Origin of the sequence: Nonomuraea sp. NPDC050786, from assembly GCF_040654115.1 — a bacterium.
In the GTDB taxonomy this organism is placed as follows: Bacteria; Actinomycetota; Actinomycetes; order Streptosporangiales; family Streptosporangiaceae; genus Nonomuraea.
On record NZ_JBFAHJ010000013.1, the window covers coordinates 134,187 to 159,937 of the forward strand.

The 25,751-nt window shown below is 71.4% G+C and carries 25 protein-coding genes; 11 read left to right on the forward strand and 14 right to left on the reverse strand.

The window, feature by feature from the left end; all coding sequences use genetic code 11:
* Nucleotides 1–22: 22 nt before the first annotated feature.
* The 3 genes from AB0H84_RS24250 to AB0H84_RS24260 are packed head-to-tail and all read left to right on the forward strand — an operon-like array spanning nt 23 to nt 2,791.
* Nucleotides 23–790: an alpha/beta hydrolase gene (locus tag AB0H84_RS24250; protein WP_357608181.1), complete on the forward strand. Its 768-nt coding sequence runs from the start codon at nt 23–25 to the stop codon at nt 788–790.
* The gene (locus tag AB0H84_RS24255; RefSeq protein WP_357608184.1) at nt 783–2,162 is read left to right on the forward strand and encodes a hypothetical protein; all 1,380 of its coding nucleotides are present in this window, start codon (nt 783–785) and stop codon (nt 2,160–2,162) included. Before AB0H84_RS24250 ends, AB0H84_RS24255 begins: the two co-directional genes overlap by 8 nt.
* Nucleotides 2,159–2,791: an MBL fold metallo-hydrolase gene (locus tag AB0H84_RS24260; protein ID WP_357608186.1), complete on the forward strand. Its 633-nt coding sequence runs from the start codon at nt 2,159–2,161 to the stop codon at nt 2,789–2,791. Before AB0H84_RS24255 ends, AB0H84_RS24260 begins: the two co-directional genes overlap by 4 nt.
* On the opposite strand, the gene AB0H84_RS24265 is transcribed toward AB0H84_RS24260, so the two are convergent.
* Nucleotides 2,761–3,597 (reverse strand): serine hydrolase, encoded by an 837-nt coding sequence (locus tag AB0H84_RS24265; protein ID WP_357608189.1) that lies wholly within the window; start codon nt 3,595–3,597, stop codon nt 2,761–2,763. The two genes, AB0H84_RS24260 and AB0H84_RS24265, sit on opposite strands and share 31 nt — an antisense overlap.
* Nucleotides 3,598–3,649: 52 nt before the next feature.
* On the opposite strand from AB0H84_RS24265, the gene AB0H84_RS24270 reads away from it, so the two are divergent.
* On the forward strand, nt 3,650–3,907 hold the full coding sequence (locus AB0H84_RS24270; protein WP_357608192.1) for a YegP family protein: 258 nt from the start codon (nt 3,650–3,652) through the stop codon (nt 3,905–3,907).
* On the opposite strand, the gene AB0H84_RS24275 is transcribed toward AB0H84_RS24270, so the two are convergent.
* Entirely contained in the window at nt 3,887–4,402 is a 516-nt protein-coding gene (locus tag AB0H84_RS24275) for a VTT domain-containing protein (protein WP_357608195.1), read from the reverse strand. The genes AB0H84_RS24270 and AB0H84_RS24275 overlap by 21 nt on opposite strands.
* Nucleotides 4,403–4,551: 149 nt before the next feature.
* On the opposite strand from AB0H84_RS24275, the gene AB0H84_RS24280 reads away from it, so the two are divergent.
* Nucleotides 4,552–4,800, forward strand: a complete 249-nt coding sequence (locus AB0H84_RS24280; protein WP_357608198.1) for a hypothetical protein — start codon at nt 4,552–4,554, stop codon at nt 4,798–4,800.
* On the opposite strand, the gene AB0H84_RS24285 is transcribed toward AB0H84_RS24280, so the two are convergent.
* The 3 genes from AB0H84_RS24285 to AB0H84_RS24295 are packed head-to-tail and all read right to left on the reverse strand — an operon-like array spanning nt 4,777 to nt 10,165.
* A complete protein-coding gene (locus AB0H84_RS24285; RefSeq protein WP_357608201.1) occupies nt 4,777–8,184 on the reverse strand; it encodes a BTAD domain-containing putative transcriptional regulator in 3,408 nt (1,135 codons plus the stop codon). The two genes, AB0H84_RS24280 and AB0H84_RS24285, sit on opposite strands and share 24 nt — an antisense overlap.
* Before the next feature lie 54 nt (nt 8,185–8,238).
* Nucleotides 8,239–9,297 carry a lysylphosphatidylglycerol synthase domain-containing protein gene (locus tag AB0H84_RS24290; RefSeq protein ID WP_357608204.1) on the reverse strand — a complete coding sequence of 353 codons (1,059 nt, stop codon included), beginning with the start codon at nt 9,295–9,297 and terminating at the stop codon, nt 8,239–8,241.
* A 49-nt stretch (nt 9,298–9,346) separates the two neighbouring features.
* Nucleotides 9,347–10,165 (reverse strand): PIG-L family deacetylase, encoded by an 819-nt coding sequence (locus tag AB0H84_RS24295; protein WP_357608206.1) that lies wholly within the window; start codon nt 10,163–10,165, stop codon nt 9,347–9,349.
* Between the two features lie 38 nt (nt 10,166–10,203).
* Between AB0H84_RS24295 and AB0H84_RS24300 the strand changes: the two genes are divergently transcribed.
* Nucleotides 10,204–11,301, forward strand: coding sequence for a glycosyltransferase family 4 protein (locus AB0H84_RS24300; protein ID WP_357608210.1), 1,098 nt, complete (start codon nt 10,204–10,206; stop codon nt 11,299–11,301).
* Here AB0H84_RS24300 and AB0H84_RS24305 read toward each other — a convergent pair.
* Nucleotides 11,277–12,740: a DUF2079 domain-containing protein gene (locus AB0H84_RS24305; protein ID WP_357608213.1), complete on the reverse strand. Its 1,464-nt coding sequence runs from the start codon at nt 12,738–12,740 to the stop codon at nt 11,277–11,279. The two genes, AB0H84_RS24300 and AB0H84_RS24305, sit on opposite strands and share 25 nt — an antisense overlap.
* A gap of 93 nt (nt 12,741–12,833) precedes the next feature.
* A complete protein-coding gene (locus tag AB0H84_RS24310) occupies nt 12,834–13,208 on the reverse strand; it encodes a hypothetical protein (protein ID WP_357608217.1) in 375 nt (124 codons plus the stop codon).
* Nucleotides 13,209–13,340: 132 nt separating this feature from the next.
* On the opposite strand from AB0H84_RS24310, the gene AB0H84_RS24315 reads away from it, so the two are divergent.
* Together AB0H84_RS24315 and AB0H84_RS24320 are read left to right on the forward strand one after the other, a co-directional pair.
* On the forward strand, nt 13,341–14,435 hold the full coding sequence (locus AB0H84_RS24315) for an NAD(P)/FAD-dependent oxidoreductase (RefSeq protein ID WP_357608219.1): 1,095 nt from the start codon (nt 13,341–13,343) through the stop codon (nt 14,433–14,435).
* An 85-nt stretch (nt 14,436–14,520) separates the two neighbouring features.
* Complete coding sequence (locus tag AB0H84_RS24320) at nt 14,521–15,612, forward strand: aromatic ring-hydroxylating dioxygenase subunit alpha (protein ID WP_357608433.1); 1,092 nt, start codon at nt 14,521–14,523, stop codon at nt 15,610–15,612.
* On the opposite strand, the gene AB0H84_RS24325 is transcribed toward AB0H84_RS24320, so the two are convergent.
* The gene (locus AB0H84_RS24325; protein WP_357608222.1) at nt 15,582–16,136 is read right to left on the reverse strand and encodes a DUF1707 domain-containing protein; all 555 of its coding nucleotides are present in this window, start codon (nt 16,134–16,136) and stop codon (nt 15,582–15,584) included. The genes AB0H84_RS24320 and AB0H84_RS24325 overlap by 31 nt on opposite strands.
* 183 nt (nt 16,137–16,319) lie before the next feature.
* On the opposite strand from AB0H84_RS24325, the gene AB0H84_RS24330 reads away from it, so the two are divergent.
* Complete coding sequence (locus AB0H84_RS24330; RefSeq protein ID WP_357608224.1) at nt 16,320–17,243, forward strand: anti-sigma factor RsbA family regulatory protein; 924 nt, start codon at nt 16,320–16,322, stop codon at nt 17,241–17,243.
* Nucleotides 17,244–17,324: 81 nt separating this feature from the next.
* Here AB0H84_RS24330 and AB0H84_RS24335 read toward each other — a convergent pair whose 3' ends face one another.
* From AB0H84_RS24335 to AB0H84_RS24345, 3 genes are read right to left on the reverse strand one after another with little or no spacing between them, the layout of a single operon-like run.
* Nucleotides 17,325–18,221 carry a hypothetical protein gene (locus AB0H84_RS24335; protein WP_357608227.1) on the reverse strand — a complete coding sequence of 299 codons (897 nt, stop codon included), beginning with the start codon at nt 18,219–18,221 and terminating at the stop codon, nt 17,325–17,327.
* On the reverse strand, nt 18,218–19,258 hold the full coding sequence (locus AB0H84_RS24340; RefSeq protein WP_357608229.1) for a hypothetical protein: 1,041 nt from the start codon (nt 19,256–19,258) through the stop codon (nt 18,218–18,220). Before AB0H84_RS24340 ends, AB0H84_RS24335 begins: the two co-directional genes overlap by 4 nt.
* Nucleotides 19,251–19,802 (reverse strand): RNA polymerase sigma factor, encoded by a 552-nt coding sequence (locus tag AB0H84_RS24345; RefSeq protein WP_357608231.1) that lies wholly within the window; start codon nt 19,800–19,802, stop codon nt 19,251–19,253. Before AB0H84_RS24345 ends, AB0H84_RS24340 begins: the two co-directional genes overlap by 8 nt.
* 188 nt (nt 19,803–19,990) lie before the next feature.
* Between AB0H84_RS24345 and AB0H84_RS24350 the strand changes: the two genes are divergently transcribed.
* Entirely contained in the window at nt 19,991–23,206 is a 3,216-nt protein-coding gene (locus AB0H84_RS24350; RefSeq protein ID WP_357608234.1) for a S8 family serine peptidase, read from the forward strand.
* Nucleotides 23,207–23,251: 45 nt separating this feature from the next.
* On the opposite strand, the gene AB0H84_RS24355 is transcribed toward AB0H84_RS24350, so the two are convergent.
* Nucleotides 23,252–24,226 carry an aldo/keto reductase gene (locus tag AB0H84_RS24355; RefSeq protein ID WP_357608237.1) on the reverse strand — a complete coding sequence of 325 codons (975 nt, stop codon included), beginning with the start codon at nt 24,224–24,226 and terminating at the stop codon, nt 23,252–23,254.
* Complete coding sequence (locus tag AB0H84_RS24360) at nt 24,223–24,573, reverse strand: MerR family transcriptional regulator (protein WP_357608240.1); 351 nt, start codon at nt 24,571–24,573, stop codon at nt 24,223–24,225. Before AB0H84_RS24360 ends, AB0H84_RS24355 begins: the two co-directional genes overlap by 4 nt.
* 215 nt (nt 24,574–24,788) lie before the next feature.
* Here AB0H84_RS24360 and AB0H84_RS24365 point away from each other — a divergent pair, with 215 nt between their 5' ends.
* Entirely contained in the window at nt 24,789–25,418 is a 630-nt protein-coding gene (locus tag AB0H84_RS24365; protein WP_357608243.1) for a DUF998 domain-containing protein, read from the forward strand.
* Here the strand turns inward: AB0H84_RS24365 and AB0H84_RS24370 are convergent.
* Entirely contained in the window at nt 25,379–25,744 is a 366-nt protein-coding gene (locus AB0H84_RS24370) for a hypothetical protein (protein ID WP_357608246.1), read from the reverse strand. The two genes, AB0H84_RS24365 and AB0H84_RS24370, sit on opposite strands and share 40 nt — an antisense overlap.
* Between the last annotated feature and the right edge of the window lie 7 nt (nt 25,745–25,751).

Sequence of the window (25,751 nt, forward strand, 5' to 3'; positions counted from 1 at the left end):
TGAGGGCACCTGTGTCTGTGCCATGAGAAGCACAGGGATCGAACTCGAACAGCGCACGGCCAGGATCGGCGACTGGTCGGTGACCGCGTGGCGGCGCGTCCCGCCGGACGCGGACGGGAGCCCGCCGGTGGTCTGCGTGCACGGCGCGGGCGTGTCGAGCAGGGAGCTGCGCCCCCTGGTCGCCACGCTGGGGGAGCACCTGCCCGCCTGGACCGTCGATCTGCCGGGATTCGGGCAGAGCACGAAACCGCCGTACGCGCTCGGCCTGACCGAACTCGCCGACGCCCTGGCCGACTGGCTGGCGGCCGAAGGGCTTCCGCCCGCCTGCCTGGCGGGCTGCTCGTTCGGCTGCCAGGTCGCCGTGGACGTCGCGGTGCGTCACCCGGAGCGGGTGCGCTCGCTCGTACTGATCGGACCCACCGTGGATCCGGCGGCCCGGTCGTGGCCGCGGCTCATCGCGCGGTGGCTCCGCAACTCCAGGCGCGAGGACCCGCGCATGATGCCGCTCAACGCCGCCGACTACCGCGACGCCGGGCTCCGGCAGGTCCTGGCCGGCTTCGAGGCGGCGGTACGCGACCGCGTGGAGGACAAGCTGCCGCACGTGGCGGTGCCCACGCTGGTCGTCAGAGGAGAGTTCGACCGCTTGGCTCCGCAGGACTGGGCCGAGGAGGTCACCCGGAAGGTGCCCCGGGGCAGGCTGGCCGTCGTGCCGGGTGCGCCGCACACGGTCCCGTTCCGCGATCCGGCGGCCCTCGTGCCGCTCATCAGGGGGTTCCTGGCCGATGCATAAGTACGCCGCCTCTTTCGACTCGGCCACGGGCATGCTGCGTGCGCTCTCCCGCTACCTGCGCGGACGTGACTTCCCGTCGCTCGGGCAGTTCCCCGCCGCCGTCGAGCCGGTCGCCTCCCGCGTGCTGGGCGCGGCGAACCGGCTGCCGCGCCGCCACTCGGAGCGCGCGTACGCGCTGTCCGGGTGGAGCGAGGCGAGCGCGCCGGCGAAGCTGGCGAGACTCCGCGCGGACGAACTGGCCGAGTGGGTCGTCGGGCACTACCCGCGCCGCCGCTACCCGGTGGTCTTCGTGGGCTCCGCCTCCGGCGCGCTCGTCCACCTGGCCGCGGCCCTCGGCGCGCCCTGGCTGCCCCAGACCCTCCTGGTGCCGGTACGCCAGCGCGGCGGCCATCCGGACGCCCCCAAGGACTGCCTGAGCCGCGTCCGCCCGGCCGGTGAGGCCATGCTCGCCGCCAACCCCGACCTGATCCTGCACCACATGCACGACGCGAACCAGGACCGCCTGATGATTGCGGGAATGTCCTACTTCCGGATCAAGTGGCGGCGGTTGCCGGCGGCCTACCGCCGGTTCCTTGACGAATGTCTCGACGGCACGCTCGTCGTCTCCGACTGCGAGGTGCGCTGGCCGACGACCCGCATCGGCGAGCGGTACGTCTTCCAGCACGGCGCGCTCGGCGGCCTCTCCCCGCAGGAGTACCGCCTCGGGAGCCCGGAGATCGCCCGATACCTGGCGAGCCACGGCTCCCCGTACCGCAGCTGGGACGCTCCCGAGCCGGACGGCGAGAGCCCCGAGGCGGAGTGGGGGTTCGAGCCCGAGCTCATGGACGACCTGCGGGACGCCGCCGGCCGTGCCGGCAACGACGTCGCCGTGCTGCGGTTCCCGGATCCCGAGGCGCTGACCCCGGCGGTGGCCGACCTCTACCGGTCCTGGTACGCCTCCCGCGGCCTCCCGGGCGATCGGCTGCTGGTGGAGTCGTTCCTGCTGCTGGAGCCGTGGTGGACGCTGCGTACGGGATCGGTGCCGTACTGGATGGTCTTCAACTCCGAGCGCTCGCGCAAGGGGCTGCTGTCGTACCTGGACGGCGGGGAGCCGTACGACGAGATCCGGATGGCGCTCTTCTCGCACGGCGTCGAGTCGCCGGGGATCGCGCCGATCGACGCGTGGCAGGACGTGCTGGCAAGAGCCCGGAAGGTCGGGGTGTTCGCCGGGGTCGATCCCCGGGCGTTCCCGCGCGACTTCGCCGTCTTCGCCCGCATGCACCGGGATCTGTCCAGGGTGCGCACCACGTACCCGATGCCGCTGGCGCTGCCCCTGTCCCGGGTGGAGGAGGCGCTGGGGGCACGCGAGGACGTGAGCTGGACGGCCGCATGACGGCCCTGCGGCTGCGCCTGGTCGGCGTCGGCGCGATGAACTCCCCGCGCTACCGCCCCGCCGGGCTGCTGGCCCGCTGGCAGGGCCACCGCGTCCTGCTCGACGGGGGAGGCGAGGCCGCCGGCGGCGAGCGGATCGACGGCTGGCTGGTCTGCGACGAACGCGCCGAGCTGATGCCCCGGATCCGCCGTACGGCGCGGGCGCTCGGGATGGCCACCGGGGTGGCGGCCTACGAGGCCGCGGGCGTGGAGATCGTGCCGCTGCCGGTCACCCACACCTCCCACCCCACCTACGGCTACCTGATCAGGACGGAGCGGGCGAACGCCGCCTGGGCGCCGGAGTTCTGGACCTTTCCCGCCTGGGCGGCGGGGGTGGACCTGATGTTCGCCGACGCGGCCGGCTGGGACCGGCCGATCCGCTTCGCGGGCGGCGTGGGCGGGCACGCGAGCGTGCTCCAGGTCGCGAGGCGCGCGCAGGAGCTGCGGGTCGGGCGGCTGGTCTTCGCCCACATCGGCCGCCCCTCCATCCGGGCGATCGACCGCGGCGAGCGCCCGCCGTTCGGCGAGTGGGGCGTCGAAGGCCGCGCCTACTCCCTCGGTCAGCCGCCCGCGATCTGCTCCCCGGCGTAGTCCAGGAGCTGCTCGGCGGTCGCGAAGCGGCGCTCCTTCCGGTCGCCGAGCAGCACGCCCACCACGCGCTTGCCGCTCCGCTCCCCGGCGAAGAGCAGGCAGTATCCGGCGGCCTTCGTGTACCCGGTCTTCACGCCCAGCACCCCGTCGGCACGCGACAGCAGCTTGTTCGAGTTGCGCCAGGTGTGCGCGCCGTGCAGCGACGTCTTGGCCACCTTGTGGACCTTGCTTCCCACCACCGCCGCGAAGGTGGCGTCGTCCAGCGCCCGCTGCGCCAGCTTGACCTGGTCGACCGCGGTCGAGTAGCCGCCGTTGCCCGGCGTGGGCATGCCGTCGGGGTTGGCGTAGCGGGTGTCGGACAGGCCGAGGGAGCGGGCGGTGCGGTTCATCTTGGCGACGAACGCCGTCTTGCCCGGACCGTACTGCCGGGCCAGGGCGTTGGCCGCGTCCGCGCCGGACGGCAGCATGAGGCCGTACAGCAGGTCCCTGACCGTGAGCCGCTCGCCCTTCTTCAGCCCGGCCGTGGTCGCGCCGTTGCCGGCCGCGTACTTGACGTCGGTGGCGCTGATCGTGATCGTGTCGTCCAGCTTGGCCTCGCGCAGCACGACGTACGCCGTCATGACCTTGACCAGGCTGGCCACCGGAGTCCGGCGAGTCTCGCTCTTGCCGAAGTGGATCGTTCCGGCCGAGTCGACCACGTACGCGGACTTGGCCGCGACCTCCGGCGCGTCCGCCGCCGCGGCCGGGGAGGCGACCCCAACAACCAGCGCGAGTACGGCAGAGCCAATGAAACCCCCAATACGCATGCCAAACATGTTGGCAGGAGATCAAGGCTCTGTTTGCCGAACTACGCCATAAGTGCAGATCGGATGGGGTAAATCCACGCTGGACGAGGGAGGGCGGGCGGCCGTGGCGGGCAGGTTCATCATCGATGAGGACGAGCAGGGCGGCTTCCGCTTCACGCTCGTCGCGAACAACGGGCAGACCCTGGCCGTCGGCGGCGGGTACCCGACCAAGATCGCATGCGCGAACGGCATCGAGACCGTCCGCAGGAACGCCCCTGAGGCCGTCATCGACGACCGGACCGGGACGCGGCTAGGAGACCAGGGCCTCTGACGAGGCGGCGCGCCGCTTTCTCCGGCGCCGCACCACCGCCCAGGAGATCGCGGCCACGGCGAGCACGGCCACGACCGCCGCCGTGACGGGCGAGCGCGCGGCCAGCTCCAGCCACCCCCAGACGACCGCGGTAGCGGCGAACCACCACAGCGGCGCCCAGGTCAGGCAGCCCAGCGCGCTCGCGACCACGTACCAGGGGTAGGACACGCGCAGCGCACCCGCCACCCACGGCAGCGTGTGCCGCAGCATGGGCACCCAGAAGCAGCCGTAGACGGCCAGCGCGCCCCACTTCTCGACGACCTGCTCGATCTTCGCGATCCGCTCGCGACCCACCCGGACGCCCACGCGAGAGTCGTAGAGCTTCTCGCCCAGCCTGCGGCCGACCCAGTAGTAGACCTGGAACGCTCCGAACAGGGCGAGGATGAGCACGGCCCCGACCAGCCAGTGCGGCAGGCCGAACCAGGACGGCTTCAGAGGATCGGCAATGCCGCTCATCCGCACACCCCTCCCAAGCCTTAGGTCAGGCTTACCTTAGTTCAAGCTGCAAGTTTCCGCCACACCAGCTTGCAAGCCACGGCAACCAGGTGACAACCAGGACTCAACCACCCAGCCTCACTCTAGGGTGAGGCAGAAGGGGGTCGGACATGCCGGGGAGAGGCGCAGCGGTTCTGGCGTGCGGCGTCACGAACGCGGCCAAGCTGCTCGTGGCGTCTCTGGCGTTCACCGGCGCGTACGCCGGCGTCTCCGCCCACGACAGCGCCGGCACCGCGCCCGCACCTGTGACGACAGTCACCCTGTCGGCCCGTGAGCTGCCCGTCACCGAGCCACTGCCGGAGCGGCCCGTGGCGGTCAGCCGGTCGACGGCGCCCTCAAGAGCGTCCGTTGCCAGATGAGCTGCTGACCGACCGCTGCGCCGCCTCCACCCAGCGTGGCACGCCGACCCGCTCGGCCACCTCCAGCGCCTTCGTGTAGTGGTCGCGCGCGGCGTCGGGCTGTCCGAGGCGGATGGCGAGGTCGCCGAGCGTCAGCGCCACCGGCCACAGCGCCACCACGCCGGTGCCCGCGCCCGCCACCCGGTCGGCGAACGGCTTGAGCTTGTCGTAGCAGTCGACCATCCGCTCCCGGTCGTCGAGGAGCATGCCGGCCAGGGCCCGCCAGGTCATCGCCAGCTCGTAGAGGAAGTCGGGGCGCACCGGCGGACGGGTGGCGGCCACGGCCTTGGCGTCCTTCAGGTGCCCGGCCGAGGCCAGGGCCAGCGCGTACGCGTCGAGCGTCCACTTGGCGCCCTGCTGGTGCTTCTCGCCGAGCATGTCGACCATCTCGGCCGCCCGGCCGTCGACCAGGTGCAGGCAGAAGGCCGTGATCAACGGGAGGTCCTGGCGGCCCTCCAGCATGCCCGCCCGCGCGGTCATCCTGGCCGCCTCGCGATAGGCCCGCTCCGCGCCCGCGTAGTCGCCGGCGATCATCAGCCGCTGCCCCGAGTACCAGACCACGACCGCGGCGGGCGCCGACAGGTCGTACTGCTTGGCCAGGGCGTCGGCGGCGGCCGCGTGCCGGTCGGCGACCGCGAACTCGCCCCTGGCCGCCGCGCACTCCAGCAGCACCAGATGGGCCAGCGCCTGCGTGGCCATCTGCCCCGAGCGCTGCGCGACCTCCAGCAGCTCCCTGCCGATGCTCTCGCGGCTGTCCACCGCCGGGATGTCGTACGACTGCCGCAGCCGCCCGCTCAGCGCCGCCGCGATCAGCGTCGGGTCGCCGCTCTGCCTGGCCAGCTCCAGCGCCTCCAGGGAGGCCTGGCGCCCGCGCTCGGGCGAGGAGGAGCCCTCCAGCTCCAGCGCCAGCGTGGTCAGCAAGCTGGCCCGCAGCCGCTGCTCGCCCTCGGGCAGCTCCATGAGCGCCTTCTCGGTGACGTCCACGATCTCCCACGCGGTGCGGGTGAAGTCGCGGGCCATGCCCTTGTGCGGGACGGCCAGCGACGCCGCCACCTTCGCGGTGATCTCCAGGTCGCCCAGCGGCAGCGCGGCGTCCATGGCCTGGCGCCGCAGCAGCCGGGCGGCCGTCATGTCGCCGCAGAGGGCCAGCGCCCTGATCTGGCGGAGCATGAGGCGCAGGCGCTCCTTCGTGCGCTCCGGCGTCTGCGCGCCGCTCTGCTCGTCGTTGCGCGAGCGGTCGAACGCCGCGATGGCCTGCTCCCACAGCGTGGCCGCCTCGCGGTGGGCGAAGCGCCGCTCGGCCTGCTCGGCCGCGAGCCCCGCGTAGTGGACCGCCTTCCCGGCCGCGTCGGCCAGGAAGTAGTGGTGGGCCAGCGCCGCCACGTCGGACGGCCGCTGCCGCTCGATGACCGCCGCCACGGCCGCGTGCAGCCTGGTGCGGCGGAGCCTGGAGGCGTCGGAGTAGATCGTGTCGCGCACCAGGTCGTGGTCGAACCTGAGCTGCCCGGGACCCGGCTCGGTCACCAGCCCGGCCAGCAGCGCCGCCTCGACGGCCTCGATCACGGCGTCCGCGTCGCCGGACACGGCGATCAGCACGTCGAGATCGACGTCGCGCCCGATCACGGCGGCCTGCAGCAGGATCTGCTGCGCCCCGGAGGGCAGCCGCGAGATGCGCCGCCGCAGCACGTCGCGCACGCCGGAGGGCACCTGCGAGAGCACCTCGGCCGCGCTGGCCCGGTCGGCCGCGCCCTCGGAGTCGAGCAGGCGGACGGTTTCGCGGACGAAGAACGGGTTGCCGCCCGTGCGCTCGACGATCGACTCGACCGCGTCCTCGTCGATCTCGCGTACGCACGTCGCCTTGACCAGCTCGGCCACGGCCTTGGGGTCGAGCCCCGACAGGCTCACGCGCACCGGGCCCAGCCTGGCCAGCGCGGCCAGCACGTCGGACTGGCGGTCGTCGAGCTCGTTGTCGCGGCACGTCACCACCAGCAGCACCCGGCTGGTGGCCAGCAGGCTGGGCAGCGCGCGCAGCAGGGCGAGCGTCTGGTCGTCGGCCCAGTGCAGGTCCTCGAGCGTCAGCAGCACCGGCGCCCGGCGCGCGACCCCGGCCAGGTAGCCGCCGACCGCGCGGTGCAGCCGGAAGCCGCCGGACGCCTCGTCCTCGTCGGGGTCGGGGGCGGCGTCGTCGAGCAGCGGCGCGAGCAGCTGCGCGTATTCGCCCGCGCCGGTCGTGGCGGTGAGCGTGCGCAGGATCTCCACCCAGGCCCAGCCCGGCGGGGTGGCGCTGGAGTCGGGGCACGCGCCGGACGCGGCGATCCAGCCGTCGGCGGCGAGCCTGCCCTCGAGCTGGCGCAGCAGCGTGGTCTTGCCCGCGCCCGCGACCCCGGCCACGATCGCGACCTGGAACCTGCCCGTGCGCGAGGCGGTCGTGGTCAGTCTGGCCAGCTCGGCGTCGCGGCCGACGAACGGCTCGGGCTCCAGCGGCGGCGGCTCGACGGCCGCGGCCGGCCTGGGCGGCCAGGTGTCGGTGACCGGCGCGGGCCGCGCGGGCCGCGCCGGGACGGCGAGGTCCAGCTCCGGCGACTGGGCGAGGATGTCGGACTCCAGCTTGCGCAGCGCGGGGCCCGGGTCGATGCCGAGCTCGTCGGCCAGGATGTTCCTGGCCCGGCGCAGCGCGGCCAGCGCGTCGCCCTGCCGGCCGCACCGGTAGAGGCCGAGCGCCAGCAGCCGCCAGCCCTCCTCGCGCAGCGGGTGCTCGGTGGTCAGCGCCTCCAGGTCGGGCACGGTCTCGGCGTGCAGGCCCAGCCGCAGGCCGGTGTCGGCGTGCCGCTCGCGCGTCACCAGGCGCAGCTCCGCCAGGCGGTTGACCTCGGCCTCCGCCCACGACTGGTCGGCGAAGTCGGAGTAGGGGGTGCCGCGCCACAGCCCCAGAGCCTTCTCCAGGCGGCCGCGGGCGGACTGCGGATCGCCCTCCTCGAGATGCTCGCCCGCCGCGCGTACGAGCTGCTCGAAGCTGAGCGCGTCGACCTGGTCGGCGGCCACCCGCAACGCGTAGCCGGACGCGACCGTCACCAGCAGCCGGTTGGGCCCCCCGCGCGGGCGGCCGGGCTCCAGCACCCGCCGCAGGCGCGAGATGTAGACCTGCAGGCCCGACTGCGCGCCCTTTGCCGCGTCGTCGTCCCACAGATCGTAAAGAAGCGTGTCAACGGGCACGACCTGACCTCTGGCCACGAGAAGTCGGGCGAGGACGGCCCGCTGCCGCAACCCGCCGAGGTCGAGTTCGTCGTCGTGTTCGTACGCCTCGACTGGCCCCAGAACTCGGAACGCCACCATGTCAGCCGCCACGCTATGCGGGCCTAGGAATCACGCACAAGGTCTTTGATGGGTTTGGGATTGTCACTACTGGGCCTTCGAGATCGCGGACGGGGGCTCCGCGCCGGCGTTCCGGCCGTTGCGCCTGCGCAGCAGCGCCCATGCGCCCAGTGCCAGGCCGCCGAACGGGATCTCGATAGTGTAAGTCCAGAAGCCGAAGAGCAGTGCGGTGGCGATCGCGGGAGTGGCCGGCACGCCGAAGGCGGAGATGAGCAGCGCCGCCACGCCGCTCTCCATGATCCCCGCCCCGCTGGGCGTGATCAGGGCGCTGGTCAGGACCCTGGAGAGCGCGAAGACGGCGATCGACTCGGCCGGGCCTGGCCAGGCGCCGGTGGCGTACATGCAGGCCGCCATGATCGCCCACTGGAAGCCGAGGAAGAACACCATGCCGAGCGAGAGCCCGAGCCACCGGGTCCTGACGACGCCGGCGGTGTCGGCGCGCAGCTTGTGGAACGCGTCCGAGGCGTGGAACTTCAGCCGGAGCAGCCGGGTGACGCCGTCGAGCGCGCGGCCGAGCACGTCGGCGGCGCGCTCCCAGTAGAGGGCGACGGCCACGATCACGCAGAGCACGAGGATCGAGATGGCCCCCGTCCACCCGGCGTTGGCGACGGTCGCGTTGGGCGCCTTGCCCGCGGCCAGCAGCGCGATGATCCCGACGGCCGGCAGGATGAATCTGAACAACGTGTTCCAGATGCCGCTGACCAGCGTCATCACCACGATCGACCGGCTGGTGAAGCCCCAGCCCTTGGTCATCGCGAACGTCACCGCCACGCCGACCGCCCCGCCGAACGGCAGCAGGTTGCTGACCGCGCTGCCCGCCGCGTTGATGGTGAGGCCCTGCAGGTTGTTGAGGCCGGGCAGGGAGTTGGTCAGCACGAACGTGTAAGCCAGCAGGCTCAGCAGCCACAGCGCGCTCATCAGCGCGATCTCGCCGGCTCCGAGCGTGCCGAAGACCGCGCCGATCTGGTGCCAGGAGACGGGCTTGCCGGTGAGCGTGTGCACGATCTGCGGCAAATAGACCACGAGCAGCACGGCGAGCCCGAGCGACAGCACGGACAGGGCGATCTGGAGCCACTTGTTCTTCATCGGGGTCCAGTCTGACGGGTCGCCGGAGCGACATCGTCCTTCTGCGGGATTATTTGGGCCACCGGTCGAAGGGATGAGTCAGCCGGGCGCCGGGCGGCAGGTCGCGGCGTACGTACCACTCGGTGCCGAAGACGAAACGGTAGATCGGGCCGGGGACCTTCAGCATGACGGCGAGCGTGCGGTCGCTGTCGCCGCCGCTGGCCTGGGAGGCGTGCGCGGCCATGGACGCCCGCTTCTGTTTCGTATATTTCCGGACATTTACCCGGTGGGTGATCGTCTCGCCCGACGAGTACGCGCTCTCGAACGTCCGCACGTCGAACTCCGGCGGGAACTTGTAGAACCGGCCCGCCAGCCGCAGCAGCCTGACCAGCGGATCGCGGTTGACCGTCGCCTCCAGGACGATCTCCGTGCCGGCGATCTTCGCCGCCCGCTTGCCCACCCGGTGCACCTGCACGTGGTCGGGGTGCCCGTAGCCGCCCGCCGGATCGTAGATCGCCAGCAGGTCGGCCTTCTCCTCCTGCAGGATCGCGGCCAGTGTCTTGGCCGCCTCCTCCGTGTCGGCGTCGATGAAGGCGTTGTCGGGCCGCTCCTCGGCGATGCCGCCTTTGGGGCTCAGCCCGGAGTCGCCGTATCCGAGGCACTCCACGCGCGCGCAGCCGAGCATCGCGGCCGACTTGTAGAGCTCCTTGAGCCTGGTCTCGCCGAGCGCCTCGCCCGGCTCCATGTCGGCCAGGCCGCGTTCGCCCGCGGTGGCCACCACGAGCACCACGCGGTGCCCCTCGGCCGCGAGCATCGCCATGGTGCCCGCCGTCAGCAGGGCCTCGTCATCGGGATGAGCATGGAAGAACACAGCGGTACGTGGAGGCACACGCCCAGATTAGTCTGGGAGGGGTGCGGATCTTTCACGTGAGTGACTGTTACCTGCCGCGCCTCGGAGGGATCGAGGTCCAGGTGGCCGATCTCGTGCGGATGCAGCGCGAGGCGGGACACGACGTCTCGGTGGCCACGGCGACCAGGGGCGAGGAGCTGCCGGGCGTCCACCGGATCGTCGCCAGGATGCCGTTCGACCTGCCGGTGCACCCGTTCGGCGTGGGGCACCTCACGCGCCGCATCACCTCCCTGTGCCCCGACGTGGTGCACGTCCACACGGGTGCGGTCTCGCCGTTCGCCTGGATGGGCGTGCAAGCCGCCGCGCGGGCCGGGGTGCCGTGCGTGGTGACCGTGCACAGCATGTGGGACCCGGTCACGAGAATGGTCTACCGGCTGCTGCGGCTGGCGTTCGGCTGGCAGCGGTGGGGGCTGGTGGCCACCACGGTCAGCAGCGCGGCGGCGGTCCCGATCCGCGCCGTGGCCGGGCCCGAGGTGCCGGTGCGGGTGGTCTCCAACGGCCTCGACCTGTCGGGCTGGGCGCCCCCTGCCGGGAGCCCCGACCGCCGCGACGAGGTGCACATCGTCGCGGTCGGCCGGCTGGCGCCGCGCAAGCAGCCCGTACGCCTGCTGAAGCTGCTTCAGGCGGCCAGGGCGCTGGTGCCCGCCCAGATCCCCATGCGCGCCACGATCGTCGGCGACGGCCCGGCCCGCGGCCAGATGAGACGCTTTCTCGCCAGGCACGGCATGGCCGACTGGGTCTCCCTGCCCGGCCGCTACACCCGGGAGCAGATCGCCAAGGTGCTGGAGTCCGCGGACATGTTCGTGGCGCCCGCGCCGCGCGAGTCGTTCGGCATCGCGGCGCTCGAGGCGCGGGCCGCGGGTCTGCCCGTGGTGGCCAGGGCGCAGAGCGGGGTCGCCGACTTCGTCGTGGACGGCACGGAGGGGCTGCTCGGCCGTACGCTCGGCGACCTGGCCCGCGCGGTGGCGCGCCTGTGCACGGACTCCGGGCTGCGCGAGTCGATCGCCGCGCACAACCGCGCGACGCGTCCGGCCGCGGGCTCGTGGCCCACTGTCCTGGAGGGGTTCGAGCGGGCCTACGAGGAGGCGGTTCAGTCGCGCCGCAGCACCACGTAGCCGTCGCGCTCGAAGACCTTCGTGTACCCGTTGGCCTGCAGGCCCCCGACCACGGCGAGCTGCTCGTCGGGGGAGCCGAAGGGGAACTCCCAGCGCGCGGTGTCGGCCACGACCCATGGAGCGCCGTGCGACTTGGCCGTCCACAGCAGGACCGTGGTCCTGGAGCTGAGGGCGGGGCCGAGGGAGTTGACCGCCTCGACGGTGACCCCGGAGGGCACCTTGCTCGCGGCCTCCGCGGCGGCGGCCGCCTTGGGCTCGGTGTAGAACGCCGGATGGTAGAGCTGGTCCAGCGCGAACTTGGGCACCAGGGTGAGCGCGACCGCGCAGGCCGCCGCCGCCCAGGCCAGCTTGAGCGAGCGGTCGTCGGCGCGCTTGAGCCGGCGCAGCAGCCTGGCCAGCCCGTCCACGCCCGCGCAGAAGAGGATGATCACGGTGAACGCGCTGTACTGGAAGTCGGCCTGCCACCACTGGTCGCGGTCGGAGAGCATGCGTTCGAGCACGTGCGGCAGCGCCGCCAGGGACAGCGGCGAGAGCAGGCAGAGCATCAACGTCGGCCAGGCCAGCAGGAGCAGCGTGTCGACCTTGGCCTCCGCGCTGAACGGCAGCAGGAGCGCGGAGACGGGATCGCGGACGATCCCCATGAGCGCGTCGGGGAGGTTCTTCCCGAGGTGCCCGTAGCCCCAGTAGTCCGTGGCGTCTCCCCCGAAGACCGAGGTCACCAGGCCGCGGGCGACCAGCACGGCGCCGAGGCCGTACAGCACGCAGAGCGCGCCGCGCCACCGCTCGCCCATGACGACCAGGCAGAGCCCCACCCCGGCGACCATGAGCCCCATGTCCTCCTTGACCAGGAGGAGCCCGGACATTGCCAGGAACGCCGGCAGCGTCCGGCCGGCGTGGTAGCGCTCGATCATGATCGCGGTGAGCAGCGGGACGAACATCACCTCGTGCGCGTCGAACGCGACCGCCTGCGCCACGGGCCACGACAGCGCGTACGCCACGGAGAGCAGGTAGGCGGGCGCGACGCCCAGCACGCGCCTGGTGTAGCGCCACAGGAAGGGGATCGCGGCGGCGAACAGCGCCGCCTGCGCCACGATCAGCGACTCCGGCCCGTCGTGGATCCAGTAGAACGGCGACAGCAGCGCGTAGATCGGCGAGAAGTGGTCGGCGAGCTGGATGTAGTCCATGCCGCGGTCGGAGAACACGCCGCGCACCGGGATGTACGGCGGGCGGAAGTGCGCGTAGTTGCGCACCGCCTGGTCCACGATCACCAGGTCGAACGTGGTGGCCCGGAACGTGGCCAGCTTGACCAGCCCCAGCACGGCGTAGACCGCCGCGGAGACGAGCGCCAGAGCGCCCACGCGCGCGGGGTGGCCGGAGAGCCGGGTCTTCCACAAGGCGGCGGACGCCCCCGTGCGCGCCGCCAAAGTCTCAGCCGTCACGGGCAGCAAGACTAGAACGAATTCGCCCGGACGCGGCGCGGCCGCCGCACCGTCCTGCCCCCCACAGGTGGTACGGCGACCGCGGGCCTGACGTCAGGAGCAGGCGGACATGATCTTGGTCTGGAAGCCGGTCATCTTGCCGGTGAACTCAGACACGCTGCTCAGGTCGCCCTTCTCCAGGGACTCGAACCCGGCGGCCATGTCGTTCAGCGCGGCGGCGACGTCGCCGTCGTACTTGCCGGCGAGTTCCTTGGTCTTGTCCGCCGCGGTCTTCGAGGCCGTGCCGACGGCCTTCGCGTCCGTGGCGTTGCTAGTGACCGCGGTGCTCCACTCGGTGGCGATCTTGCTGGCCTCACTGGCGGCGGTGTTGCAGTCAACAGCCTGGCCGATGGCACCGCAGGCGGTGGTGAGGACGGCAAGGGTCAGCGTCGCGGCCGCGACGGCCAGGCGACGACGAGGGGGTGTCATTTCAAGCCCTTCGTAGGTTTAACGAACGAAGGGAACATTATGGATCAGCTCTTGACCATCACTTGCACCCCGCTAACACCGTAGGCATCAAGCCGGTGTAAAGCCGCGCGGATGGTGAAGGCGATGTCTCATATGAGAGTCATCGTCATCGGAGCGGGCGTCGCGGGGCTCGCCCTGGCACGCGGCCTGCTCCACGCGGGTCACGAGGCCGAGGTGTACGAGGAGGCGCCGGAGCCGCGTACGGCCGGCGGCTCCGTGACGCTCTGGCCCGGCAGCACGGCCATACTCCGGGAGCTCCGCGCCGACCACGCGGGGATCGGCCGGCGGCTGGAGACGCTGGAGTCCTGGGCCCCGGACGGGCGCAGGCTGCTCACCGTGGACCTGACCGCGGCCGAGCGCCGCTACGGTCACCCCGTCGTGCACGTGGCCCGCTCCGAGCTGGTCGAGCTGCTCGCCGACGGGGTGCCGGTGAGCTACGGCGTGCCCGCGGAGCACGTGGTCCCCGAGCGGGCGGAGGCCCGCCTGTCCGACGGCCGGACCGTCCGCGGTGACGTGCTCGTGGGCGCCGACGGGCGGCGGTCCGTGGTGCGCCGTGCCCTGTGGGGCGGCGATCCGGCCGAGCTGAGCGGCTGGGTCACGTGGCAGGGGTTCACCACCGCGCCCACCGCGCTGACGGTCGGGCGCAGGGCCGTGATGATCGCCGACACGAACGGGGTGTGCGGGCTGATCCCGGCAGGAGAGGGGCGGCTGCTGTGGTGGTTCGATGTCAGGTCGGCGCCGGGGCGGCCCTTCTGGGACGACGACCCGCACGTCGTGGGACGGCTGCGCGAGCGGTTCCGCGGCTGGGCCGACCCGGTGCCGGCCGTCCTGGAGACGATCGAGGAGCCGGGCTTCTTCCCGCATCACCGGCAGCCGATCCCCACGGTGTGGGGGAGGGGGCCCACCACGCTGGCGGGCGACTCCGCGCACACCATGCCGCCCGCCATGGCCCAGGGCGCCAACCAGGCTCTGGAGGACGCCTGGCTGCTCGCGCACTCGCTCGGTGACCTGCGTGCCTACGAGCGGCGGCGCTCCAAGGTGGTCCGCAGGCCCGCCCGGCTGGCCGCGGCCGAGCCCACCAACACCGCGCAGCGCCCGGCCGCGGGGCTGCTGCCCGACGGGTTGGTGACCAGGCTGTACACGGTGCTGTTGCGCAGGTACAGCACCTACCTCTTGACAGTGTCCTAGGGCCGACTGACGATGTCCGCATAAAGTCGCATATAGAGCAACTCGGTGCGTCATGCGCAACAGAGGGGGCCGGTTGTCCAGCTTGATGCCCACGCTTCCCGGCCGCTCGTACACCGACCCCGAGCTGTTCGCCGAGGAGCAGGCCAAGATCTTCGAGGCCCTCTGGTTCTGCGCGGTCAGGGGCGAGGACCTGCCGAGGCCGGGATCATTCAGGACGGTCCAGGTCGGCAGGGAGAGCGTGATCGTGGTACGCGGCCGGGACGATCGGCTGCGGGCCTTCCTCAACGTCTGCAGGCACCGCGGCGCCCGCCTCTGCCTCGAGCCGGAGGGCGAGGTCAGGAGGACGATCAGGTGCGCGTACCACGCCTGGTCCTACGACCTCGACGGCCGCCTGGCCGCCGCCCCCAACCTGGCGAAGATGCCCGACGTCGACCGCGTCGAGCACGGCCTGGTCCCCGTGCACCTGCGGGAATGGCTGGGGTACGCGTGGGTCTGCCTGGCCGCGGAGCCGCCCTCGTTCGAGGAGACGGTGACGTACGCGGCCACCGAACGGCTCGGCGACCCCGCCGCGATCGAGCGTTACCACGTCGACAAGCTCGCGCTCGGCCGCAGGATCGGCTACGACGTCAAGGCCAACTGGAAGCTGATCGTCGAGAACTTCATGGAGTGCTACCACTGCGCGACCATCCACCCCGAGCTGGTCGCCGTGCTGCCGGAGTTCGCGAGCGGCTACGCGGCGCAGTCCTTCGTGGGCCACGGCGCGGAGTTCGCCGAGCGGGTCGAGGGGTTCACCGTGGACGGCGGCCCGGGGTTCGGCAAGCTGCCCGACGTGTCGCGGGACCAGGACCGCCGCTACTACGCGATCACCGTCAAGCCGCAGGTGTTCGTCAACCTGGTGCCGGACCACGTGATCCTGCACCGGATGGTCCCGCTGGCGGTGGACAGGACCGTGGTCGAGTGCGACTGGCTCTATCACCCGGACGTGGTGGCCTCCGGCGCCGACCTGTCGCCGTCGGTCGAGCTGTTCCACCGGGTCAACGAGCAGGACTTCGACGCCTGCGAGCGGACCCAGCCCGGCATGTCGTCACGCGCGTACCGCGACGGAGGGGTGCTCGTGCCCAGCGAGCACCACATCTCGCTCTTCCATCAGTGGGTGAACCAGCGTTTGCGCGGATAGCGCACCGTCAGTCCGCCGTACTTCGTCCTGCCGCTGATCACGACGTAGAGCGCCCCGGGGCGCGGCCTGCCCGGCACGTCGGAGGTCGAGACGTGGCCGTAGTCGCTCCGGAACGCGTCGATGTTCGCCACTCCGCCCTCCGGAAGGATGATCTTGGCGGAGCCGTACGCGAGGTCGAGCTCGATGTCCACGACCGGGTGCGTGACCACGGCCTCGGACAGGTCCAGCTCGACGCTGCCGTACTTGGCGGTCGCCCGGAGCCGCCGGGGGACGGCCCAGTCGCCGGAGCGCTTGATGTGGCCGCTCTTCGACTCCAGCTCGACGACCTCCTCGACCTGCGGCTGGTCGACGGGGAGATCGTCGATCAGGCCCAGCAGGTCGCCGTAGGTCTTCGCGGTCAGAGCGATCTCAAGACGGTCCTCGAGCTCCAGCTGGGTGAGGCGGCCCTCGGTGAAGGCGTGCTGCAGTTGCTGTGCGGCGCGCTCCCGGTCATCGTCGGAAACCCGCATCTGCAAATCCCGCATGTCCTTGAGCATAGGGTTTTCAGCTCAGAACGGCAGGATCCGGCCGGACGGAGTGCGTAGATCCACAGGGAGTTGCCTGATTGCGGGGCGGGGGCGGCGGATGAGCCGCGTTCTGCTTCTCACACATACTAGGTACCCAACGGATTGCCTTGAAGTCATCAACGTTGGGTAGCGTGAAGCCTGATGTCGGCGGAACCATTTGTACATCCCGCGCTCCTCTACCGGGGCGACCGGGAATACGTGGCTGCCACCACCGCGTTCGTCCGCGCCGGGCTGGCCCTCGGCGAGCCTGTCGCGGTCGCGGTGCCGGCTGCGAATCTCGCGTTGATCGAGGCCGAGCTGGGTGACGACGCCAAGTCGGTGCTCCTGCTCAACATGCAGGAGGCCGGGCGCAATCCGGGGCGGATCATCCCCGGCGTGCTCCGCGAGTTCGCCGACCAGCACCCGCGCGTCCACGTCCGGATCATCGGCGAGCCGATCTGGGCCGGGCGCAGCGACACCGAATACGGTGCCGCCGCGCAGCACGAGGCGCTGATCAACCTGGCGTTCGCGGGGCGGCGGGTCACGATCCTGTGCCCGTACGACGTGGTGGGGCTGGCGCCCGAGGTCATCCAGGAGGCGGAGCGCACCCATCCCGTGATGTGGGACGTCAAGGGAGAGTGGCCCAGCCCCGACTACGCGCCCGAGCTGGTGATTTCGGGGCACAACCGGGCGCTTGAGGAGCCGGCCGAGTTCGTGTCACTGTACTTCGACCGCACCAACCTGTCGGACGCGCGCAGCCTGGCCGCCGCGCAGGCCGCGTCGGTGGGATTCTCCGGCGACCGGCTCGACGACATCCGCCTGACGGTGGCGGAGCTCGGCGCCAACAGCCTCGACCACGGGGGCGGGTCGGGGACCGTCCGGATCTGGGTGGCGGACGGGCGGCTGGTGTGCGAGGTCAGCGACTCGGGACACATCACCGACCTGCTGGCGGGGCGCCGGCCGGTCGATCCCCGGCACGCCGGGTCGCGGGGGTTGTTGATCGTCAACCTGCTGAGCGACCTCGTACGCGTTCACACCCGCGCGGGGGCGACCACGATCCGCGCGTACTTCGACATCCCGTCGTGACCCCGCCGGAGTCCCTGGGGGTCCCAGCAGCAATCACGCGCAGCCCTGACGTCGACGTCAGGGCTGCGGCGAAGACTCGGGTCAGCTCACGTCTGGAACGGCGGGCTTGTCGTCCGTCCAACCGGCCTTGAACGTCGTCACGCCGGACTTGCCGAGCACCGCCTTGCCGCCGTCCTTGAGGTCGGTGTACTCGGCCAGCAGCGTCATGGCCGTGGTGTCCACGAGGAGTTGCTGTTTGAGCACCGACCCCTCGCGGGACGAGACGGGCAGGGCGAGCTTCTGGCCGGAGCGGCCCAGCGGGTCCTTGCTCCGGCCGAGGTCGCTGACGCCCTTGGTGGTCTTGAGGACCTGGTAGGCGGCGGCCCTGACCTTGTCGGGTGCGGGGTTCACGTACAGGAGCTCGGCCGCCCGCTGGGCGACATATCGGTCGAGGTTGACCAGCCAGTCGTTCTTCGTGGCCTTCGGGGCGGTGGTCTTCGCCTCCTCGGCGGCCTCGTCGATCCAGGTGTTGACCTCGGCGGTCAGCTGCTTCCGCAGCGCCTCGGCCTCCGTCGGCAGCGCCTGGAGCTGCTGGTACGTAACATACCTCTCGCCCAGCCGGAACCCGTCGGGCCGCCCCTTGGTCTCCTGCACGGATCCCTTGCCGGGCTGGGTGGACAGGTGGATCTTCATGCCTTCCGTGCGGTAGTCCCAGGTGGTCGGAGATCCGTCGGCGCGCCAGGCCGCCTCGTCCTTCTTGGTCGCGGGCTTGGCTCCGAGCTCACGGAAGCCACTCCAGCTCTTGCCCTCTGGCGACAGCCACTCGGTGCTGACGCTGCGCTGGGTCAGGTAGTAACCGCTGCCGACCGCGTGAGGGTGGGTCTTGGTGTAGGTCGTCTCGACCCGCCAGTACGCCGCCTTCGGCGCATCGGCGGACGCCGGGACAGCGGCCACACCAGCGAACAGCAGCCCAGCGGCAACGGTAAGAGTGAATCTCATTCGTTCTCCTTCAACGGGTTGGCATCCGCCCAGCGGCTGTCCTGGATCGCGGTGTACGTCAGGAGCAGGCCGTCCGCGGCGGAACGGACTTCGATGGAAAGGGGTCTGCCGGAGGCGGGGTCGATCACCAACCGTGTCCTGGTCGGCCCCCGGTAGTTGGGTGGGGCGAACTCACCGGACTCGTACTCGACAGCCTGCCCGATGCGGCCGAGCACGTCGGTGACCTGCCCGGCGGCCTGGACACCGGGGGTCGAGGCGAGCAGCCGGTACGCGGCGGCCCTTGTCCGGCTTGTCACCGGCGCGAAGAACAGCAGCCGCGCGGCGGTGTCGATGACCGTGCGATCGTCGCCGCCGAACAGTGCCTTGAGCCCTTCTGGCGTATCCGGTACCTGGCTCATCTTGGTCAGCGGCCTGCCCGCTGTGAGAATGCGGAAGTCCCAATCCTCGGTGGACCAGGTTCGCCGCTCGCCGGGCGCGGAGCGTACGACGCCGGTATGACCCGCTTCCGAGCGCGTGGTGTACGTCCACGACGTGGGAGAGCCGTCGGCGCGCCAGGCCGCTTCGTCCTGCGGCGTCGCGGGCCTGATCCCCTGAGACATGACGCGGTACCAGGTACGGCCTTCGGGATCGGCCGGGATCCAGGTCTCGACCGACTCGCTCATGCGCAGAACGTACTGGCCACTGGGGTCGTGGAATTGCCGGCCGTTGATCTCGGTGCTGCCCCACCACGCGCCCGCGTCGGGCATGGCGGTGACCGAGGCGGCCGCGACCAGCAGGAACCCCTTTCCATCCGCGCCGGTGACCTGGTGATCGGTCGCGGGCGCGCCAGGGAACACCGACGGCGCGACGGCGATCGCGACAGCCGCCGCGGCAGCGGCCAGGCCGACGCCCACAGCGCTCCACCTGGCGGCCCTGCGGCCGTGCCGTACCCGCTGCTGGGCGAATGCGGCGTTGAGCCGTTCGCGCCCGGCCCGTTCGACCTCAGGCGACAGCGGCGGCGCGGGCAGCAGGTCCCTCACCGCCTGGTAATCATCCATCAGAGCCTCCAAGCAAGGGATTGGCGCCGCCCAAGGCGGCGCGGAGCTTTCTGCGTGCCCGTGACAGGCGGGACCCGACAGTGCCGTACGGAATGTCGAGTGCCTGGGCGACCTCTTCATGGCTCAGCTCACCCAGCGCGCTCAGCAGGAGCACGTCCCTGTCCCCGTCGGACAGCGTGCGTAGCTCGGCCGCGAGCCGCCCCTGTGCGCTCTCGGCGTCCAGACGGGTGACCACGTGATCCTCATGGCCGTGCTCGCTGCCGTCGCGTGCGCCGGCGCTGCGCTGCAACGCGGCCAGCCGCCGGACCTCCGTACGCCGGTGCAGGGCGATCACGTTTCCGGCGAAACCGTACAGCCAGGGACGGACCTGGCCGCGCTGGGGATCGAATGTCTCACGCTTCTTGAAGGCGGCCAGGAACACCTCGGCTGTGAGATCGTCCGCGGCCTGCCGGTCGAGCCGCCTGCCCAGGTAGGCGTGGATCTCGCCCACGTACCGGTCGTAGATCTCCCCGAACCGCTCGGGCGTGCGACGCGACAGCTTCACCAAAGCCTCGTCGCTGATCGTCCCCCGCGGATCGGCGCGATTTTCAGCCGTCGAATTGGCAGTCACATCTCTCACTCAACCGATGAGGCGTATCGCTTTCACGGCCGGTGAAAGTCGTTCCCGCTTTCGGTGGAGTACGGGTGATCCGTCGTGCGAAGCAGATCGCAGGACACCGGCTGGAGAAGAGTATGAGAAGCAGAATGTCGCTGGCAGCGGGCACCATGCTGCTGGCGCTCACCGCGCCCGGGGTGGCCGTGGCCGAGCAGGGGCCCTCGCCGGCCGCCGCCCCCGCCACCGTTACCCTGATCACCGGAGATCGGGTGACGCTGACATCTGCGGGCGGCGTCATGGTTACGCGGGCTCCGGACCGCAGGGGGATCTCCTTCGTCGTTGACAAGCAGGACGGACGGGTACGGGTCTTACCCAGCGACGCCGCCGCGCTGGTGCGCCAGGGCCGTCTCGATCCGCGGCTGTTCGATGTGACGACGCTCCTCGCGTTCGGCTACGACGATCGCCGGGAAAGCCTGCCGCTCATCGTGACCGGCTCGAAGCAGGCGCGCGCCGCCGGGCTGCGGACAGAGATGAGCGAGGGAGGCGCCCAGCCGACGCAGGAGTTGAGCGCGGTGTCCGGCCTGGCCGTACGGGTCGCGAGGCCGGACCTGGCCCGGTTCTGGAGCAGCATCGGCGGTGGCGCGCGGGCCCTGTCCGGCAGCGTAGGGATGATCTGGCTGGACGGCCTGCGCAAGCCGGCGCTGGACAGCAGCGTCAAGCAGATCGGCGCACCAGTCGCGTGGCAGCGCGGATACACCGGAACCGGAGTGAAGGTGGCGGTGCTCGACACCGGCGTGGACGCCACGCACCCCGACCTGGCCGGCCGGGTGAGCGCCCAGGCGGACTTCACCGGATCCGCCGACACCATCGACCGCAACGGGCACGGCACCCATATCGCCTCCACCATCGCCGGCAGCGGCGCCGCCTCCGGCGGGACGTATCAGGGCGTCGCGCCCGGCGTCAGCCTCCTGGTCGGAAAGGTATGCGTGAGCCTCTGCGAGGAGTCGGCGATCCTGGCGGGCATGCAGTGGGCGGGCGAGCAGGGCGCGAAGGTGGTCAACCTCAGCCTGGGCGGCGCCGATACTCCTGAGGTCGATCCTCTGGAGGCGGCGGTGGCGACGCTCACCCAGCGCCACGACATGCTGTTCGTGGTCAGCGCGGGCAACAGCGGCAACGAGCGCTCGGTGGAGTCACCGGCCAGCGCCGATGCGGCCCTCGCTGTGGGAGCCGTCACGAAGTCCGATGAACTAGCCGATTTCTCCAGCAGAGGGCCGCGCGCCGCTGACTCGGCGCTCAAGCCCGAGATCACCGCGCCGGGAGTGGGCATCGTCGCCGCCCGCGCCAAGGACTCGCCGCACGGCGAGGGCTCCTACGTCGCCATGTCGGGCACCTCCATGTCCACCCCGCACGTCGCCGGGGCCGCCGCGATTCTGGCCGGGCAGCACCCGGAGTGGAGCGCGGGCACGCTCAAGGCGGCGCTGATGGGATCGGCGTCGCCGAACCCGGCAGTGGGCGTCTTCGACCAGGGCGCGGGCCGGGTCGACGTGGGACGGGCCACGGCCCAGGCCGTGACCGCCGAGCCCGGCGGCGTCGGCTTCGGCGTGCAGCAGTGGCCGCACGACGACGACGAGCCCCTCACACGGCAGGTCACGTACCGCAACCACGGAGCCGCGCCGGTGACGCTCAAGCTGTCCGTGGAGAGCCAGGGCGACGCGAAGCCGTTCACGGTGAATCCCACCACCGTGACGGTGCCCGCGGGCGGGGAAGCCGACGTCTCGGTCGCCGCCGACACCGCGGCAGCCCCAGTGGGATACCTCGGCGGCTACCTCGTCGCCGCCGGCGGTGACGTCCGGGTGAGCACGCCGCTGGCGGTGGAGAACGAGAGGGAGACCTACGCGCTGACCCTCGAACACACCGGCCGCGACGGCACTCCGACCGCCGACTACCTCACCACGCTGCACCGGACCGACTCCCCCGGCATCGCCGAGGAGATCACCGTGCGGGAATCCGGCGACGGCGCCGTCACGCTCCGCCTGCCCAAGGGCAGCTGGATGATCAGGAGCCTCCTGTTCGACGGCGACCACACCACCCAGCTGATCCACCCCGGCCTCGACCTTGCCGAGAACCAGACCCTCGACCTGGACGCCCGTCTGGGCAAGCCGATCTCGGTCACCGTGCCCGACCCGTCGGCCGCACAGGTCGGCGCCCAGGTCACCTTCAGCGATGGGAAGTTCTCCTACCCCCTCGTCGCGGACCGCTTCGAGAACCTGGCGACCGCGCAGCTCGGCCCCGAGCGGGCCTACGACGGGTCACTGACCCAGATCGCCGGGACGTGGGCGTCGCCCGGCGGCTCCCGCATCTACCGGCTCGCCTGGTTTCACCAGGGCGGCATGGTCACCGGGTTCCGCCGCGAGGTGGCCGGCCGTGACCTGGCGGCCATCCACACTGCCTATGCCGCCCACCTGACTGGCGGCAGGGGCCGCGCCGCCGTCGCCGCGCAGCTGCCCGGCGGCCCGATCTCCGGCCTCCTCACCGAGACCACGTTCACCACGCCGTCCGTGCGCATCGAGTACGTGAACGCTGACGGCGGGGCGAAGTGGCGGCGCTACCTCTGGGAGGACGGCCCCGAGAGCGGTGAGACCGCCTTCGAGTCAAGCCTCACCGGCTACACGCCCGGTCGCGCCTACCGGGAATCGTGGAACCTGGGCGTCTTCGCTCCCGTCCTGGCGGGGGGCGAGGACTCCGGCGGGCTGACCCGTTCCGGGGACTCCATCCGGGTGGACATACCCATGTACGGCGACGGCGCCGGTCACGCCGGCTGGTCGGCCACCACCAGGGTGCGCGTCGTGCTCTACCGCGACGGCAGCTTGGTCGCCGAGCACTCCGCGCTGGGAGGGAAGGGGTTCCGCGTCCCACCGGGCGCAGCGGACTACCGGCTGCTCGTGGAGACCGAGCGGGGCGCACCCGCCACCCTGTCGACCCGCAACTCGGCCGTCTGGACATTCCGCTCCGAGCACACCGAGGATGACAACCCGCTGCCGGTCTCCGTCGTCCGCTTCTCGCCCGTCCTGGATGCCCGTAACACCGCACCCAGCGGCGAAACCTACCGGGTGCCGGTCCACGTGGAACGACAGCAGGGCTCGACCGCCGAAAAGGTACGCGACCTCACCGTGGAGGTCTCTTTCGATGACGGCGCCACCTGGAGCCGAGCCCAGATCCGCAAGGGCCGGGTCACGGTGAACCACCCGGCTGCGGAGGGGTTCGTCTCCCTGCGTGCCAAGGCCGCCGACACTGTGGGCAACACCGTCGAGCAGACCGTCATCCGGGCCTACCGCATCGCACCTCGGAACTGACCGCAGGCCGTGGGACCACCCGGCCGTCGAGCCGTGCGGCCGGGGCTATGCCTCGATCTCCGACATGTCCGGGTAGCGGGTGCCGGTGACGGCGTCGGCGGGGATGGCGCGGACCAGGGCGTCGAGCTGGTCGGAGGTCAGCGTGATGTCGGCCGCCGCCGCGTTCTCCTCCAGGTACGCCAGCCGCTTCGTCCCCGGGATCGGCACGATGTCGTCCCCCTGGGCCAGCACCCAGGCCAGGGCGAGCTGCGCCGTGGTGATCCCGGCCGCGTCCGCGATCTGCCGCACCTCCGCCACCAGCGCCGCGTTGCGCGCGCCGGCCTCGCCCGCGATGCGCGGCATCCACCGCCGGAAGTCGTCCTCGGGCAGCTCGTCGACCGGCGGCAGCTTGCCGGACAGGAGGCCGCGGCTGATCGGCGAGTACGCCACCAGCGCCACGCCCAGCTCCCTGGCCGCGGGCAGGATCTCCGCCTCCAGCCCCCTGGTGAACAGCGAGTACTCGCTCTGCAGGGCCGCGATCGGGTGCACGGCGGACGCCTTGCGCAGCGTGTCCGCGCTCACCTCGGAGAGCCCGAGGTGGCGTACCTTGCCCTGCCCGACCAGCTCGGCCATCGCGCCGACCGACTCCTCGACGGGCACGTCCCGGTTGCGCCGGTGCATGTAGTAGAGGTCGATGTGGTCCACGCCTAGGCGCTGGAGCGAGGCGTCGCAGGCGGCCCTGATGTATTCGGGGCTGTTCTCGATCGAGCGCGCGCCGTCGCCGCGCTTGACGCCGAACTTGGTGGCCAGCACGACCTCGTCCCGCCGATCCCTGATGGCCCGGCCGACGAGCTCCTCGTTGGCGCCGCGCCCGTACATGTCGGCCGTGTCCAGGAAGTCGATGCCCAGGTCGAGGGCGCGATGGATGACGGCGATCGACTCCTTCTCGTCGCCGGGTCCGTAGAACTCGGACATGCCCATGCAGCCGAGCCCCAGCGCCGAGACCCGCGGGCCGCCCTTTCCGAGAATGCGCTTCTTCATGCCATGTCCCCGTTACGGTTGATCTTGTAGTCGAGCACCTTGAGGTCCTCGGTCAGCTCGGCGATCTTCGACCTGACCCGCTCACGGTGCAGCTTGAGCAGTTCGCGGCGCTCGCCGGCGGTGTGCTTGCCCATGCGCCGCAGCTCCGCGTACCGGCACATGTCGGCGATCGACATGCCGGTGGTTCGCAGCCTGGTGAGGAACTCCAGCCACCGGAGGTCCTCCTCCGCGTAGTCGCGGTGCCCGTTGTGGTCGCGGCCCACGGAGTGGATGAGCCCGATGCGCTCGTAGTAACGCAGCGTGTGCGCGCTCAGTCCCGACCGCTGGGCGGCCTCCTGGATCGTCATGTCTCCAGATTCGCCCTTCGAGTGCACTCCAAGTCAAATCGCGGTCGTGCGCCCCGTACGCACCCTGAGGGGGGAGTCCCTACCGAGGGTCGTCTCCGCCCAGGTCAACCGGCACTTCTCAGGGGCGTGCAGACCTTGGTATTAGGGGATGGTTCAGGGCCGTTTCGGGCCGATCTCCGATACTCCGCGAGCCCGCATTCCTCGAGCTTTAGGGCATGAAGGAATTGCTTGTCAGTGGATTCGCGGCCATCGGCACCGGAAGCGGCGCCATGCTCGCCTTGCACGCCGAATCCAACCTCGACCCGTTGCACAGCGTCATCAGCGAGTACGCCTTCCAGTCGTCCGGCTGGCTGCTGCCCGCCTCGCTGACGTTGTTCGCGGTGGGCTCCGCGCTGATCGCCGAGGCGCTGCGCCGGGCCGGGATGAGCCGCTGGATCGTCGCGCTGCTGCTGACGTGGGGGGCGAGCATGTTCCTGATCGGCGCCTTTCCCACCGACCGGCCGGGCGTGCCGCTGTCGTTGTCCGGGGGCATCCACCGGTACGCCGCTTTCGCCGCTTTCCTGGTGATGCCCGCGGCGGGAATGTTGCTGGCCAAGGCGAAGATCAGGTACGCCAGGGCGGTGCGCATTCTCAGCGCCGTGGCCCTGGGCGCCCTGCTGCTGGTCGTGGTCCCGTACGTGGTGCGGATGTTCGGCATCCCGCTGAGCAACGACGACATCCCGGCCGGGCTGACCCAGCGGCTGGTGGTCGTCACCGAGCTGGGCGTGCTGGCGCTGGCGGGGCTGTCGATGCTGATGCCGCTGGCTCAGCGCTCCCAGGGCGGTTCCTCGCCCATCTTGGCGTAGTAGCCCGCCAGGTGCTCCTTGACGGATTCGATGTCCTTCTTCGGCAGATCGATCCCGCCCCGGGCACCCTCCATGACCGCCGCCGCCGCGAACACGGCCCGCGGCACCGCCTTCAAGTCCCCGCCCACGACGTCGGCGATCGGCAGCTTGTACGCTCCGAACTCGTCGGCGTTGTCGGCGTCGTACCAGATAAACGCCTTGCGGTACTTCTCGTTGGGGCCGTCCTCCGCGCCGGCCCACTTGCGCACCCGCTTCTCCGCCTCATCGCCGTCCCACTCCCGGTCGCGCTCGGCGAGGGGCAGCTTCTGGAATCGCGTCACTGTCATGAAGGGC